15 protein-coding genes are annotated in these 15,032 nt (G+C 52.3%); all 15 read left to right on the forward strand.

What is annotated here, in order from left to right; all coding sequences use genetic code 11:
* Positions 1-29: 29 nt before the first annotated feature.
* The 15 genes from CFI03_RS05380 (at position 30) to CFI03_RS05450 (ending at position 14,990) form a co-directional block, all read left to right on the forward strand.
* A complete protein-coding gene (locus CFI03_RS05380; protein WP_015847343.1) occupies positions 30-293 on the forward strand; it encodes a DUF1146 domain-containing protein in 264 nt (87 codons plus the stop codon).
* Positions 294-608: 315 nt separating this feature from the next.
* Positions 609-1,973, forward strand: coding sequence for a UDP-N-acetylglucosamine 1-carboxyvinyltransferase (gene murA / locus CFI03_RS05385; RefSeq protein ID WP_248756722.1), 1,365 nt, complete (start codon positions 609-611; stop codon positions 1,971-1,973).
* A 197-nt stretch (positions 1,974-2,170) separates the two neighbouring features.
* On the forward strand, positions 2,171-3,856 hold the full coding sequence (locus tag CFI03_RS05390; protein ID WP_248756723.1) for an efflux RND transporter periplasmic adaptor subunit: 1,686 nt from the start codon (positions 2,171-2,173) through the stop codon (positions 3,854-3,856).
* Entirely contained in the window at positions 3,853-4,608 is a 756-nt protein-coding gene (locus CFI03_RS05395; protein WP_127499046.1) for an ABC transporter ATP-binding protein, read from the forward strand. Before CFI03_RS05390 ends, CFI03_RS05395 begins: the two co-directional genes overlap by 4 nt.
* Positions 4,550-5,740 (forward strand): ABC transporter permease, encoded by a 1,191-nt coding sequence (locus CFI03_RS05400; protein ID WP_248756724.1) that lies wholly within the window; start codon positions 4,550-4,552, stop codon positions 5,738-5,740. Before CFI03_RS05395 ends, CFI03_RS05400 begins: the two co-directional genes overlap by 59 nt.
* Positions 5,741-5,878: 138 nt before the next feature.
* Positions 5,879-7,030, forward strand: coding sequence for a stage II sporulation protein D (gene spoIID / locus CFI03_RS05405; protein ID WP_248756725.1), 1,152 nt, complete (start codon positions 5,879-5,881; stop codon positions 7,028-7,030).
* Between the two features lie 82 nt (positions 7,031-7,112).
* Positions 7,113-7,865, forward strand: a complete 753-nt coding sequence (locus CFI03_RS05410) for a M23 family metallopeptidase (protein WP_248756726.1) — start codon at positions 7,113-7,115, stop codon at positions 7,863-7,865.
* 156 nt (positions 7,866-8,021) lie between these two features.
* Complete coding sequence (gene spoIIID / locus CFI03_RS05415) at positions 8,022-8,309, forward strand: sporulation transcriptional regulator SpoIIID (protein WP_015847336.1); 288 nt, start codon at positions 8,022-8,024, stop codon at positions 8,307-8,309.
* 138 nt (positions 8,310-8,447) lie between these two features.
* Positions 8,448-9,449 carry a rod shape-determining protein MreB gene (gene mreB, locus CFI03_RS05420; protein WP_248756727.1) on the forward strand — a complete coding sequence of 334 codons (1,002 nt, stop codon included), beginning with the start codon at positions 8,448-8,450 and terminating at the stop codon, positions 9,447-9,449.
* 166 nt (positions 9,450-9,615) lie between these two features.
* Positions 9,616-10,482, forward strand: coding sequence for a flagellar hook-basal body protein (locus tag CFI03_RS05425; protein WP_201002422.1), 867 nt, complete (start codon positions 9,616-9,618; stop codon positions 10,480-10,482).
* Between the two features lie 83 nt (positions 10,483-10,565).
* Positions 10,566-11,393, forward strand: a complete 828-nt coding sequence (locus CFI03_RS05430) for a flagellar hook-basal body protein (protein ID WP_201002420.1) — start codon at positions 10,566-10,568, stop codon at positions 11,391-11,393.
* Positions 11,394-11,406: 13 nt separating this feature from the next.
* Complete coding sequence (locus CFI03_RS05435; protein WP_248756728.1) at positions 11,407-11,703, forward strand: DNA-directed RNA polymerase subunit beta; 297 nt, start codon at positions 11,407-11,409, stop codon at positions 11,701-11,703.
* Between the two features lie 181 nt (positions 11,704-11,884).
* Positions 11,885-12,427 carry a CDP-alcohol phosphatidyltransferase family protein gene (locus CFI03_RS05440; RefSeq protein WP_127499029.1) on the forward strand — a complete coding sequence of 181 codons (543 nt, stop codon included), beginning with the start codon at positions 11,885-11,887 and terminating at the stop codon, positions 12,425-12,427.
* A gap of 162 nt (positions 12,428-12,589) precedes the next feature.
* Positions 12,590-13,018: a 3-hydroxyacyl-ACP dehydratase FabZ gene (gene fabZ / locus CFI03_RS05445; RefSeq protein WP_015847330.1), complete on the forward strand. Its 429-nt coding sequence runs from the start codon at positions 12,590-12,592 to the stop codon at positions 13,016-13,018.
* Positions 13,019-13,277: 259 nt separating this feature from the next.
* Complete coding sequence (locus CFI03_RS05450; protein WP_248756729.1) at positions 13,278-14,990, forward strand: phospho-sugar mutase; 1,713 nt, start codon at positions 13,278-13,280, stop codon at positions 14,988-14,990.
* Positions 14,991-15,032 lie beyond the last annotated feature (42 nt).

Genomic DNA, 15,032 nt, shown 5'->3' on the forward strand with positions numbered 1-15,032 from the left:
ATATTGTGTAGAAGGGAAATTTAAACCAGATGGGTATCGATCAAATGGTGAACGATGCGCAAAATGCAACCGGGACCATCGCGTTATTTTCAATCGTCGTTAATTTATTCAGTATTGTATTCGTCTGGTATATCCTGCAGGAGATCAAGCTGGATGTATTTTTTAAATTCCCGCGCAGTCCTAAGGCAAGGATGTTTCAGGTTGTCATGGCGGTCGTTATCGGTCACGGCTTCGCCGGTTTCATACTCGATTATTGGAACTGGACGAAGCTCCTGCGGTATTTTGTCGAATAACAACGTTCAAAAAAGACAACAATGGATACTACAGGACGGTATGAAAATGACACGAGACTACGAACAACTGTATATAAAGCCCCGGATTCGAATTGAAAATGCTGCCCGAACGGCAACGGAGGGTAGTGCTTTCGACTCGGCATAAGCGGTTTTTTTAGTGCTTTTTGACGACCTTTCTGGTAATAATTTACCGCTTGTCGATTTGTGTAAATGAATGATAAGATGAAGGTTGGATAAAGCATGGAATTGTCATTTTCTTATACTAAAAATGGAACTAATGTTTGGAGAAATTCAGTTCGCGGAGGGAACTATAAGATGACCAAAATTATCGTCCGCGGAGGCCAGCGTCTATCGGGAACGGTCCGTGTCAGCGGTGCAAAAAATGCAGTACTTCCCATTTTGGCGGCCTCGTTATTAGCGGCGGAAGGAGACAGCGTCATCTGTGACGTTCCCCTCCTCGACGATGTAATGACCATTCAGAAAGTATTAGCTTCGTTAGGCGCAAAAATTACTTACAACAATGAGACGATGCGGATTTCTGCGGGTACGATTTCCACCTTTGAGGCTCCATACGAGTTTGTTCGCAAGATGCGTGCATCCTTCCTCGTTATGGGCCCGCTGCTCGCCAGAATCGGCAAGGTCCGTATTTCGCTTCCGGGCGGCTGCGCGATTGGTACAAGACCAATTGACCAGCACCTGAAGGGCTTCGAGGCAATGGGAGCGGAGATTACGCTTGGACACGGCTTCATTGAAGCAAGTACGAAGGCGCGTCTTAAAGGTGCGAAGATCTATCTGGATGTAGCCAGCGTCGGGGCAACGGAAAATATTATGATGGCCGCCGCTTTGGCGGAAGGCACAACAACGATCGAGAACGCGGCGAAAGAGCCGGAGATCGTTGATCTTGCTAACTACTTAAATGCCATGGGTGCTAAGGTTCGCGGTGCCGGTACGGGCGAGATCCGGATCGAAGGCGTTGACCGTATGCATGGCGTAACGCATAACGTGATTCCCGACCGTGTGGAAGCAGGCACGTATATGATTGCTGCGGCAATCACGGGCGGAGACGTATTTGTGGAAAATGCGATTGGCGACCATTTGACGCCGGTCATCTCGAAGCTTCAGGAGATGGGCGTGGAAGTCACGGAATCGGATAACGGCATTCGTGTCCGTGCTCCAAAAGCGCTCAGATCGGTGGATGTGAAAACTTTGCCGCATCCGGGCTTCCCGACTGACATGCAGTCCCAGATGATGGCGCTCTTGCTTGTATCGGAAGGCACATCGGTCGTAACGGAGACGGTATTCGAGAACCGCTTCATGCATGTGGAGGAGTTCAAGAAGATGAGCGCGCAGATTAAGGTCGAAGGCCGCTCGGCGTTCGTAACCGGGAATGTACCGCTCGTTGGTGCCAAAGTGTGCGCAACCGATTTACGCGCAGGCGCCGCGCTGATCTGTGCGGGACTCCGTGCAGACGGGGAGACGGAAGTATCAGGCATTTACCACGTAGACCGCGGTTATGTCGATATTACAGGCAAGCTTGCCGCACTAGGTGCGGATATCAGACGGGTTGAATCGGAAGCTCCGGTTGCCGCGGTAGCCGCAGCGCCAGCTGTCGAGCTTGAGCCGGTCAGCGCCTACAAGCGCGAAGCCGCAGTCTTGAAAGTGCAGCCTACTTGGGCGTAACGGATATAAAAGTCAAAAAGCTGGTTCCTGACAAGGAAGCAGCTTTTTTTGTGCGCAATTCCAAGAGCTAATGCGTGTTTCACGTCACAAGCATCTGAAGCCCATAGTCCTATGCTCATAGGCTTGTTCATGCTCTGTTCATTTTCCCGTGATATATTCGTCGGTAGATATGACCGATGGAGGGTGGAGTACAGTCAATGAAGAAGTGGACATTATGGCTTGGTATCATCATTATTCTTGCTGCCGCCGGCGGGGGCGCGTATTACTACTATTACATGCGCGACGACAAGGCAACAACCGAGACGCCTCTTGCCGTTCAGGCTCGAGCGATCAAAGGCGATATTAAGACCTCGATAAGCGGTACGGGCTCGGTAGAGGCCAATTCGAGAGAGACGGTAACCGCAGGCAAGAGCGGCACGATTGCAACGCTCTCCTTCAAGGAAGGGGACAAGGTGAAGAAAGGGCAGGTGCTTGCTACTTTCGAGGACAACGATAATTATGATGATCAGATCGAGACGATCAACAAAAATATCACCAAAACGAAAGATCAGATCGCGGACAAGCAAGAGGAATATAAACAGGCGATCGGCACGGAGAATGAAGAGCAATCGACGAAATCGATCAAGGATGAGATTGACGATCTTCAGTCCACCATCGACGATTACAACGATCAGCTGCAAAAGATCTATGAGGATCAAGCGAAAGAAGTAAAGCAGGTTATCGCTCCGATTGACGGCGAGGTTACAACCAGCGATATAAGCGTTGGGGATGAGGTTCAGGCAAACACGACCATTGCGGAGATCGTAGATTACACGCATCTCGAGTTCGTTACAAGCATTGACGAGCTGGATATTGCACAGGTCAAGCTGAAGCAAACCGCTCAGATCACGCTTAGCGCAATTACGGACCATACCATTGAAGCAACGGTATCCGAAATTGCGAAGGAAGGTACATCTTCCAACGGCTCCGCATCCTACAGCGTAAGCTTGCTGCTCAATGATATTGACGGCGTTATGGTGGGCATGTCCGGCCAGGCGGATATCGTAACGGAACAAAGCACGGATGCCGTGCTTGTGCCGGTTAACGCGGTTGTTGAATTCGGCGGAAAATCCTATGTCCGCGTGCCTGGTGCCGGAAGCGGAACGGGTACGGGAACGGGGGCCGCGCCAACCGGCCAAGGCCAACGCGGTCAAGGTCAAGGCCAAGGAACGCAAGGGGCTGCGGGTAACGAAGCGGCTGCCGCCGGCGGCTGGCAAGGCGGAGGCGGACGTTTCCAAGGCCGTACCGGCGAGGCTGGTCAAGGTGGGGGCGGTCGCTTCCAAGGCGGTGCCAGCGGAGGGACAACGACGGCAGACGGAGGAAAAAGCACGGGACGCAATATTGCGGCTGCGGACGGCGGCAATCAGAGCGGAACGGGAACAAAGCCGGGAGGAGCAGCGCAAGGTACCGCGCCAAACGGCAGCGGTACGACCCCGCGAGGAAATGGCCAAGGCAATGCATCGGGCGGTAATTTCCCTGGAGGCAACGGCGCTGCCGGCAGCCAAGGCGGAAGAAACGGCATGGCTAATCAGATGAGAGAGAGCATTACGCTTGGCGGGCAGCTGAAGGAAGTAACGGTGGGGATTAGCAACGAGACTTACGTGGAGATCAAATCCGGTCTTGCGGAAGGCGATACCGTATTGATTCCGGTAGCAACGGGCGCGCAAGGAATGGGCTCGTCCTCGACTCAACAGCAACAGCAGTTCGGCGGCTTCGGAGGCGGCGGCTTTGGCGGCAGCTTCCCGGCAGGCGGCTTTGGCGGCGGAGGCAACTTCGGAGGCGGAGGCGGAAACGTAAGAACCTCGACACGGGCAGCAACTGGCTTCGGCGGTGGTGCGCGATGACCGGGCAAGCCGCACTCATTGAAATGAATGATATCGTCAAATATTACAAAATGGCCGGAGAAAAAATGACGGTCTTGCATAATATCTCGCTGACGGTCAACCATGGCGATTTTCTGGCCATCGTTGGCCCGTCCGGCTCGGGCAAATCCACGCTGATGAATATCATCGGCTGTCTGGACGTACCGAATGAAGGCAGCTACAAGCTTGACGGCATGGAGGTGCGCGGACAAAGCGACAACAAGCTCACGGTGATGCGCAATAAGAAGATCGGATTTATTTTTCAAGGGTATCATCTGCTGCCCAGGCTGACGGCGCTTGAGAATTGCGAGCTTCCGCTTATCTACCGGGGGCTGTCTGCGAAGGAAAGACGCAGCCGGGCGATGGAAGCGCTGGAGCGCGTTGGACTTGGCGAGAGAATGGGTCACCGCCAGAATGAGCTGTCCGGCGGTCAGCAGCAGCGCGTAGCGATTGCCCGGGCACTAGCCACCAATCCGCCGCTCCTGCTGGCGGATGAGCCGACAGGCGCGCTTGATTCCAAGACAGGCATGGAAGTGCTCGGCATGATGGAGGAGCTTAATCGTGCCGGGCAGACCATTGTATTGATTACGCATGACATGGAGGTCGCTCAGCGTGCGAGCCGTACGGTAATCATCCGGGATGGGGTGCTGACGGAGCAGAAAAGGAGGGACAGCCATGAAGATTTCGCAGGGCCTCATAATGGCGGTCAAAAGCGTCTTATCGAACAAGCTTAGAACCATCCTTTCGATGCTCGGCATTCTGATCGGGGTTGCGACGGTTATTGCGCTTGTGGCAATGGGCAAGGCATCATCCAATGAAGTGGCAAGCCAGGTCTCGACGCTTGGCAGCCCGGATTCGCTCTCCGTTACGATTACGGGACGCGGTACGGTAACCTCTTTGTCCGTCGATGAGGCGCTAAAGCTAGGCGACTTGAATAACGTTAGCGGAGTTGCTCCCATTACAAGCACAACCGGTTATGCCAAATACGGCCGGACTCAAGTGTCCGTAAGCGTAGAAGGCATTACGCCGGAATATGAGGAAGTCAAAGACTTCAGCGTGCAGGACGGCCGGTACATTGCTGCTCCCGATATCAATAACAAGACAAAGGTAGCGCTTATCGGAACGCAGACCGCTCAAGACTTGTTCGAGGATGAAAGAGTGGATCCGGAGGACGCGGTCGGACGCAAGATTACGATAAACGGTTATATCTTCACGATCGTAGGCTTGCTCGAATCCAAGGGCGACTCGTTGACGGGCTCCAATGACGAGAAGATTCTCATTCCGATTTCGACGGCCCAGAAGATCTTTCAGGTTAATGGCGTAACCACGATTAATATGAAGGTCACGGACACCAAGCAGATGTCTTCGGTTGTGAGCGAGGTAGAAGCTAACTTGTACGAGAAGTTCCGAGGCAACGAGAATGCTTACCGGGTTCTTAATCAGGAAGAAGCGATGAAGACGCTCAATTCCGTTAACGAAACGATGAACCGGCAGCTGATCTACGTGGCGGCCATCTCCCTTGTTGTTGGCGGAATCGGGATTATGAATATTATGCTTGTCTCCGTAACGGAGCGTACCCGAGAGATTGGCATACGGAAATCGCTAGGGGCGAAGAAGAGGGACATCTTATTCCAGTTTCTCGTAGAAGCCGTCGTGATAAGCGGTCTCGGAGGACTACTAGGTATCCTTATCGGCAATATAGCCTCTTATATCATAGGCCAGGTTATGAAAACGCCAACCGAAGTGCCGATGAATACGATGCTTCTGTCGTTTGGCTTCTCGGCCTTCGTAGGTGTCGTATTTGGATATTTGCCAGCCAACAAGGCAGCAAGTCTACGTCCCGTAGATGCGCTACGCCATGACTAAAAACAAATAGAATATACGTCGTGCTTGAACGGGAACCCCGGGTTCTATCCTATTAATCAGGCTCATAGAATAAATCCATCAAGGCGGCTTTAAGAGAGTCCACTCTCTTAAAGCGGCTTATAGGCGGAGAGGAGATCTATGAGATACGTAATAGGCAGACCGAAACGGGCGATCAGGCGTCCCGGCAGCAGATGGCTGGCCGCTGTATGCTGGACGGCCTTCGGAATTGGAATTGCGATGAGTATGTCTGTGCTGCTTGCGACTTCCGCATACCGGAACGCGGAATCAAGCAGTACCGGACTTGATCGGTTCCAGGGGGAGAAGAGCGGCGTAACGTCTAGCAATAAGGCGTCTGCCGACGGGTTCGGGCAGGCGCCTTTGCCGTCTCCATCCGAAAAGCCGGCAAAGGCAGCAGGCAGCAAGGAAACGTATATTACGGTCTATTTAACAAAGGAACAACGTACGGAGCGGGTTACGCTGGAGACTTACGTCAGAGGCGTGGTTGCGGGGGAAATGCCCGCCGATTTTGGCCTTGAGGCGTTAAAGGCCCAGGCCATCGCCGCACGTACTTATATAGTGAGAAGGCTTGAGCTGGATGATCGCAGCGGCATGCCGGCAACGGGCGCGGCTTCCCGTGCGGATGTCACCGATACGATAGAACATCAAATCTATATTTCGCTAGATAAGCTAAAGGAGCTTTGGTCACAAGATGAACAGGAGTCCAGGATGGCGAAGTTGAACAAAGCGGTAAGCGAAACTCGCGGGGAAGTAATCACCTATGAAGGCGAGCCGATTCAGGCGGTGTTTTTCTCCACAAGCAATGGGTATACGGAGAACTCGGAGCAATATTTTCAGGAGGAGCTTCCTTACCTTCGAAGCGTAGCGAGTCCTTGGGACAAGCAGCTTTCGCCCCGCTATCAGGAGACGGTGAAGCTGCAACTCTCTGATTTTTATGCGAGATTAGGGCTCGCCGGCAAGAAGAAGCCGGTTATCCGGGTATTGGATAAGACAGCCGGCAACCGGATCGCCGATATTCGGATAGACGGCAAGACGTATACCGGACGGGAAGTCCGGGAGAAGCTTGGACTGGCTTCCTCTGAGTTTACATGGAAGCTGGACGGGGACGAGATTGAGATAACCACCTTCGGCTACGGCCATGGCGTGGGCATGAGCCAGTGGGGAGCCAACGGCATGGCGGAAGAAGGGAAAAGCGCCGAGCAAATCGTAACCTACTATTATACGGGCACGAAAGTCGAACAAGCTTCGAAGCTTGCAGCGAAATTTCATTAAAAGTTTCTTTTCTCAAAAAATAGTAATCCCTCACGTATAAAGCTAGTTGTTCTGGCAACAATGGCTAGTGAGGTGATATCAAATGAATGAAAATCAAAACAAAACAAAGCAAGAATCTCCTAAAAACGTAATAGGAGAAGTATCTGCCGCTAAGTCTAGCAATGGCTTTAAAAAACTGCTGTCGAAGAAATGGGTAACCCCGGCAGCGTTTATGGCAGCCGCGGCAATCATCGTAGCCTTAATGTGGATCTACCAGGGTTCGGACACCACCAAAGAAACTTCAGCTACGACTTCCGAAAACACGGAGACCGTTGCAGGCAGCGATGCCGCGAAGCCGGATGACCAAGCGCTCCAAGCAGAAAGAAAAGGCGAGAAAATGGAATGGCCGGTAGCAAACAAAGACAACCTGGATGAAGTGCTTCCTTACTACGACGTAAACGCAACGAGCGACGAGAAAGCGAAAGCCGTTATCCAAATCGGCGATAACACGCTTGCTCCTCACACCGGCGTAGACTTTGCGGATCCAAGCGATCAACCGTTTGACGTACTCGCTGCTCTCTCCGGTAAAGTAACCCGCGTTGAGAAGCATCCGACAAACGGTAACGTTGTAGAGATCAGCCACGGCGACGGTCTCGTAACGGTATACCAAAGCCTTAGCGACATCCAAGTTGCCGTAGGCGACGATGTGAAGCAAGGAACGAAAATCGCTGTAGCGGGCCGCAACGATCTCGAGAAGGATCTCGGCGTTCACCTTCACTTCAGCGTACAGGAGAACGGCAAGTCGGTTAACCCGGCTTCCATTGTTGGCCAATCGCTCGCTCAAGAGAAAAAATAGGACGAAAGTCTCACAGGCAGGGGTGAAAACCTCTGCCTGTTTCGTTTTTTTATGAAATTTTTAGGCCAAACACGCCACTAAGGCTTGACCATAAAGAATATATACCCGTACCCCTCATATACTGTACCAAACTATCTCGAGTAGGGAGGCGGGAACGTGCATGATTACATCAAAGAACGAACCATTAAAATAGGTCGCTGCATCGTTGAAACCAAACATACGGTACGTACGATCGCTAAAGAGTTCGGCGTTTCCAAAAGTACGGTTCATAAGGATTTGACCGAGCGTTTGCCGGAAATCAACCCCGACCTGGCGGACCAGGTGAAGCACATTCTCGAGTACCACAAGTCGATCCGGCATCTGAGGGGAGGCGAAGCTACAAAGATTAAATACAAGAAGACCAGCACGAAGAAACGGGAAGTTATCGCAGCTGGCAAAAGTTAAACATTTTTCGAGTTTTTGTGCGCATAGATAAGAGGAATTTTGTGGTTTTTGGCGAATAATGTACATCAGTATGTCCTATGTCGTGGGAACTATTTATGGACGGGATGATTACATTATTGGTTGGAGGACTATAGCCTTATGCTCAGCAAGGATATCGGTATTGATCTGGGTACTGCAAATGTATCCATTCATGTGAAAGGGAAGGGCGTCGTTCTCGACGAGCCTTCGGTAGTCGCGATTGAAAGCGATTCGAAACGGGTGCTCGCCGTTGGCGAAGAAGCGCACCGCATGGTTGGGCGGACGCCCGGCAACATCGTTGCCATCCGTCCGCTTCGCGACGGCGTTATTGCCGATTTCGAAATTACGGAAATTATGCTTAAGGCTTTTATTGACCGTGTTGAAGGCCGCAAATGGTTCAGCCGTCCGCGCATTCTGATCTGCGCTCCTACCAATATTACGTCGGTAGAGCAGAAAGCGATTCGCGAAGCGGCTGAACGGAGCGGCGCCAAGGAAGTGTTTCTGGAGGAAGAGCCAAAGGCTGCCGCTATCGGGGCTGGAATGGACATATTCCAGCCTAGCGGCAACATGGTCGTGGATATCGGCGGGGGAACGACCGACGTGGCGGTTCTGTCGATGGGCGACGTTGTGACCTCATCCTCAATCAAAGTCGCGGGGGACAAGTTCGACGCGGCGATTATGAAGTACATCAAGGATAAGTACCGTCTTCTGATCGGTGAACGGACAAGCGAGGATATCAAGATCAAGATCGGTACGGTGTACGAGGATGGACGGCATGACGAGATCGACATTCGCGGACGCGATATGGTATCCGGTCTGCCTCTGACGATTACAATTCGTTCCGCGGAAGTGCGAGAAGCCCTGTGGGATCCGGTGATGTCGATTGTGGCTGCGGCTAAAATGGTGCTGGAGCGCACACCACCCGAATTGTCCGCCGATATTATCGACCGTGGCGTCATTCTGACCGGCGGCGGCGCGCTGCTGGACGGGCTGGATGCTCTGCTTGCGGACGAGCTTAAGGTTCCCGTTCTTATTGCGGAGGATCCGATGCATTGCGTCGTGAAGGGAACGGGCATTCTTCTGGATAACTTGGACAAGCTCGGCAAAAAAAGCCGGGCCTAATTTGTGCGGGTAGGGCGCTGTGGGGGGCGTGCCAAGGCATAAATTGAGTCCAAGGTCGCAGGGAGGATCTATAACGGCGGCTCTGCGCGAAGCCGATATTATATAAGAAGAGATACGATTTTTCTAAGAGCACGGCTTCGCAAGCGGACCGGCCGGGGAGGCGCACATGTTAAGAGGTCTTTATACGGCTGCGGCGGGTATGACCGCGCAGCAGCGCAGACACGATACGATAACGAATAATATTACCAATATTAATACGCCTGGTTATAAACAAACCTATGCGGTAACCCGTTCTTTTCCGGAGATGCTGCTGTCGCTGACGGGAGTAGACCAGAAGGAAGAGAAGCAGATTGGCAAGGTCAGCACCGGCGTGTTCGCCGAAGAAAGCCTTGCGATTCATCTGCAGGGCGACCTGATGCAGACGGGCAAATCCTCGGATTTTGCCCTTGTTTCCAATATTGACGTGCCGGGAATGGCTTTTGATGCCTCCGGCAAATACGTATCGCCGGACGGCCAAGTGACGTTCCAGCCTCAAGCCTTTTTTACGCTGCAGGACAAGAACGGGGAGATCCGCTATACGCGCGGAGGCTCCTTTACCTTGACTTCGGACGGTTTCCTGGTAGCCGGCGACGGATCGAATGTGCTCGGGACGGACGGCAACCCGATTCAATTCCCTTCCGGCGTCAGCCTGGACGGCCTGACCTTGACGGCGGACCAGCGTTTCGTTGACGCAAAGACGGGAGCGGATTCGGGAAGACAGCTTTTACTGACCCGGATCGATAATCCCAATGAGCTGGCCCGCGAAGGGGACGGGAAATTCCGTCTGGCCGGCGATGCCCAGGATGTCCGTCCCGTTGCGGCAGGTGAACGCGTTGAAGTGCGGCAGGGCTACGTAGAGCGCTCCAATGTTGACGCCGCGCAATCCTCGGTTGATTTGATGGCCGCGCTGCGCGCTTATGAAGCGAACCAGAAGGTTATCCAATTTTATGACGAAAGCTTGGATAAAGCGGTGAATCAAGTAGGCCGGGTATAGCTTAGGCTTACGAAGTAAGAATTACCACAGTTTTTAAAGTTAAGCACTCTGTGTGGCAATTCTTTTTAGGAGGCATAACATAAATGAACAGCTCGATGATTAATGCCAGCGTATCGATGAATGCCCTGCAGCAGAAATTGGACATGCTGGCGGATAATATTGCGAATGTGAATACGGTAGGCTATAAACGTAAGGAAGCTACCTTCGAGGATTTGCTGAATAATACAAGGAAGCAGCCGGATGCGTTCAATCAGCCCGGAAGATTGACTTCCCTCAACTTCAACCAAGGCTGGGGCTCGAGGCTTGCAATGATTCAGCCTAATTTGCAGCAAGGGACAATCAAAACGACGGAAAAGGATACCGATCTTGCGATTGAAGGCGACGCATTGTTCGAGGTTGCCGTTAACGCAAACGGAGACCGCGCTTATACCCGCAATGGCGCGCTGCAGTTGACGGTTGCGGCAAACGGTGATACGATTTTGGCAACGCCGGAAGGCTATCCGGTTGTTGCGAATACGCCGGCAGGCGAGGGACCTCTGGTCGTGCCAAGCGGGTACCAGCTTCGGGTTAATCCGGACGGTACCGCGGAAGGCGTGGCTACTGACGGAAGCACGATTGAGCTCGGCTCCATCAAGCTGGTTCAAGCAACCCGCCCCGCAGCCTTAACGCTGGTAGCGGATAATTTGTATGAAATAGCCGACGGCATTAACGTGGCAGACGTGCTGCAGAACGTAACGCCAAGCGGCGAGAATGGCATAGCGCTTCGTCAGGGCGCCCTGGAGCAATCGAATGTTAATCTGGGTGACGAGATGACGGAGCTTATTAATGTGCAGCGTGCTTACCAAATGGCCGCAAGAGCTTTAACGTCCAGCGACACCATGATGGGGTTAGCCAACAGCCTGCGCAAATAGATAGGGTGAGAGTATGACGGATGAACGGGCGGTTCTGACGCGGAGCGCGCCGAAAAATCAGGAAAAGCCGCCAGTCGAGGAAAAAAGCAACACGGTGGGCGGCGACCATTCCGAGAAAAAGCAGCGTTCCACAGGTGCGCGGATCACATTTTGGATTTTGCGCAAAAGCATTGTGCCGGTCATCATGGTTATTATGCTCTTCACCGGTCTGTATGTCGGGTATGCGGTTGTAGGCAAGCAGCCGGGCAGCGATGTATTCCATTGGGAAACCTGGCAGCATATGTATGATTTGGTTTTCTCCGATACGTAGAACATGAATATTTATTAATGAAGGGCTGTTTCCGGAAGTCATTATGTTATGGTGACTGGGGAGCAGCTTTTTTTTGGTTTCCCGCGGACGGTGGGTGCTGTTTTCATTTTCATATGGTAGTTGTATAATGATTGGGAACCTTGTATGGAAGAAACGGATAAAGGTAGAGGGGCGTGCGCGTTTGAATCTGCCGAATTTTTTAACGTCGCTGCGTTTTGCAATGATCCCCGTCTATGTCGCGATTTTCGCGCAGGGACACATGATTTACGCCTTTCTGGTTGTCGTGGCAGCAGGCCTCACGGATATACTCGACGGGTATATTGCCCGGCGCACAGGGCAGGTAACGACAGTCGGCCAAATGCTCGATCCGCTCGCAGACAAGCTAATGTTCATTTCCGTCATTTTATCGCTACTCCTTGCCGGCCACATCTCGTGGGCAGCGGCTGCAGCGATCTTTTTGCGCGATTTGGGAATGATAGCCGGAGGCATGGTGTTTCACTTTAAAGGGAAAAAGACCGTGCCGGCGAATTGGATGGGCAAATTGACAACGGTGCTGTTTTATATCGGCATCATGTTTGTATTTCTGGAAGCACCGTTTGCCGATTCGTACTTGTGGGCAGTTATTGCCTTCTCGTTCCTTACGGCGATTGTGTACATTATTTTGTTCCAGGCGCTGAACAAGCCGGGCTCCGGACAAAACAAAACCATTGGGCCGGGGCAATAGGCAGCAGGCACACAAAGAGGCTTGGCCCGTGGATTATCGATATCCGCCAGCCAAGCCCCCTTATCTTAACCTTCACAACCTGCAGTTTGATGAAGGGTACTACTAGTTTTCGTATTGTAAACGTATTTTATACCTGTTAACCCGTGAAAGGAGCGAATATTCATGCTCGATATCAATCAAATCCAAGAAATTATTCCGCACCGCCCGCCATTCCTGCTCGTGGACCGCATTACGGAGGTAGAACCGGGCGTCCGAGCCGTAGGCATCAAAAACGTAACGATGAACGAACCTCACTTTGTTGGGCACTTTCCCGGATATCCGGTTATGCCTGGCGTACTGATCGTTGAGGCGCTCGCGCAAGTGGGTTCCGTTGCCATGCTGATGGTTGAAGCGAATCGCGGCAAGCTTGGCTTCTTCGCAGGCATCGACGGCTTCCGTTTCCGCGGTCAGGTAAAGCCGGGCGACACGCTTGAGCTGGAAGTGGAAATTACCCGTCTTAAAGGGCCGATCGGCAAAGGGAAAGCGACAGCAAAGGTTGACGGCCAGGTGGTTGCGGAAGGCGAGCTTATGTTTGCCTTGTCGGAACGCTAGTTCCGGAATAATGGAAGTTTGAAATTTTTATTTGGCGATAAAACTTACCTCTAAACGCGGTCGCTCATCTTCGAATGACTTCGATAGAGGTTTTCTCACCACAATAAAATTTCATGAGTTCCAGGATAGTGGAGTTTGAAATTTTTATTTGGCGATAAAACCTACCTTTAAACGCGGTCGCTCATCGTCGAATGGCTTCGATAGAGGTTTTCTCATAAAGCAAAATCATCTTTTTATAAAAAAGGAGTGAAGCTGTTTAATGAATCAAAATGAAAAAGCAATTGAACGTTACCAAGCTTGGTTGAATGATGCGCTTATCGACGAGGCTACAAAGGAAGAGCTTCGCAGCATTGATGGACAAGAGAAGGAAATTACCGACCGTTTCTACCGCGATCTTGAGTTTGGGACAGGCGGTCTTCGCGGTGTTATGGGCGCAGGCACAAACCGTCTGAATGCTTATACCGTAGGCAAAGCTACGCAAGGTCTCGCGAACTGGATCCTCTCCCGAGTAGAGGGTCAGCCATCCGCGGTAATCGCTCACGACTCGCGTAACAACTCGCCAGAGTTTGCGCTTGACTCCGCGCTGGTGCTTGCCGCAAACGGCGTGAAAACCTATCTGTTCCCATCGCTGCGCCCGACGCCTCAGCTTTCTTACGCGGTACGCGCGCTTGGCTGCTCGACGGGTATCGTGATTACGGCCAGCCACAACCCGCCGGAATATAACGGTTATAAAGCTTACGGCGCGGACGGCTGCCAGCTGATCCCTGAAGACGCAGAGCAAGTTATTGCTTCGATCGGCCAGGTAACCGGTTTTGATCAAGTGAAAAGAATGAGCCGCGAGGACGCGGAAGCGCAAGGCCTTCTTGTATGGCTTGATGCGGAAGCAGACGAGCAATACACGGATACCGTTGTTGCGCAAAGCTTGAACAAAGAGCTGCTGCAAAGCGGTCTTGGCGAGAAATTCAAAGTGGTCTTTACGCCGCTTCATGGTTCGGGCAACCTGCCTGTCCGCGAAGTGCTGCGCAAAGCGGGCTTCAGCAATGTTCATATCGTAGCCGAGCAGGAGGCGCCTGACGGTTACTTCAGCACGGTCAAATCCCCGAATCCGGAAGAGCGCGAGGCTTTTACGCTTGCGATGAAGCTTGCTCAAGAGATTAATGCCGACATTATTATGGGTACGGACCCTGATGCAGACCGCATGGGTGCGGTTGTTAAAAACAACAATGGCGAATATGTCGTCCTGACAGGCAATCAGTCGGGCGCCCTGATGATCGAATATGTGCTCAGTCAATTGAAGGAGCGCGGCCAGCTGCCGGCTAACGGCGTCGTGATCAAAACGATCGTTACCAGCGAGATGGGGGCCGATATCGCTCGTTCCTATGGCGCAGCCGTAGAGAATACATTGACTGGCTTCAAATATATTGGCGAGAAAATGACGGCTTACGAGCAAACGGGAGAGCATACTTTCCTATTCGGCTATGAAGAAAGCTACGGTTATTTGACTGGCGATTATGCCCGCGACAAAGATGCGGTTGTGGCTTCGTTATTGATTTGCGAAGCGGCGGCATACTATAGCAGTCAAGGAAAAACGTTGTACGACGTTCTTCTTGAGCTGTATGCGAAGCATGGCTTCTATCTCGAAGGTCTTGAGTCGCGTACGCTGAAGGGTCTTGACGGCGTGCAGCAAATTGCCGGCATTATGAATGACTGGCGCAACAATCCGCCTGCCGAGATCAACGGCGTGAAGGTGGAGAAAGTGCTTGATTACCTTGGCGGACTTGACGGACTTCGTCCGGAGAACGTGCTGAAATACATGCTCGCCGACGGATCGTGGTTCTGCCTGCGTCCATCCGGTACGGAGCCTAAGATTAAAGTGTATTTCGCCGTTCGCGGGGAGTCCACGGAGCATGCAGCCGAGCTGCTTGGAAAACTCCGCGGAGCCGTTATGGAACGCGTAGACAACAAAGCTTAATCCGCCGAGGCGGGTTATTGTCAGATAGGGATTACATTCGCA

Source organism: Paenibacillus sp. ATY16, assembly GCF_003399985.2.
GTDB classification, from domain to species: domain Bacteria; phylum Bacillota; class Bacilli; order Paenibacillales; family Paenibacillaceae; genus Pristimantibacillus; species Pristimantibacillus glycanilyticus.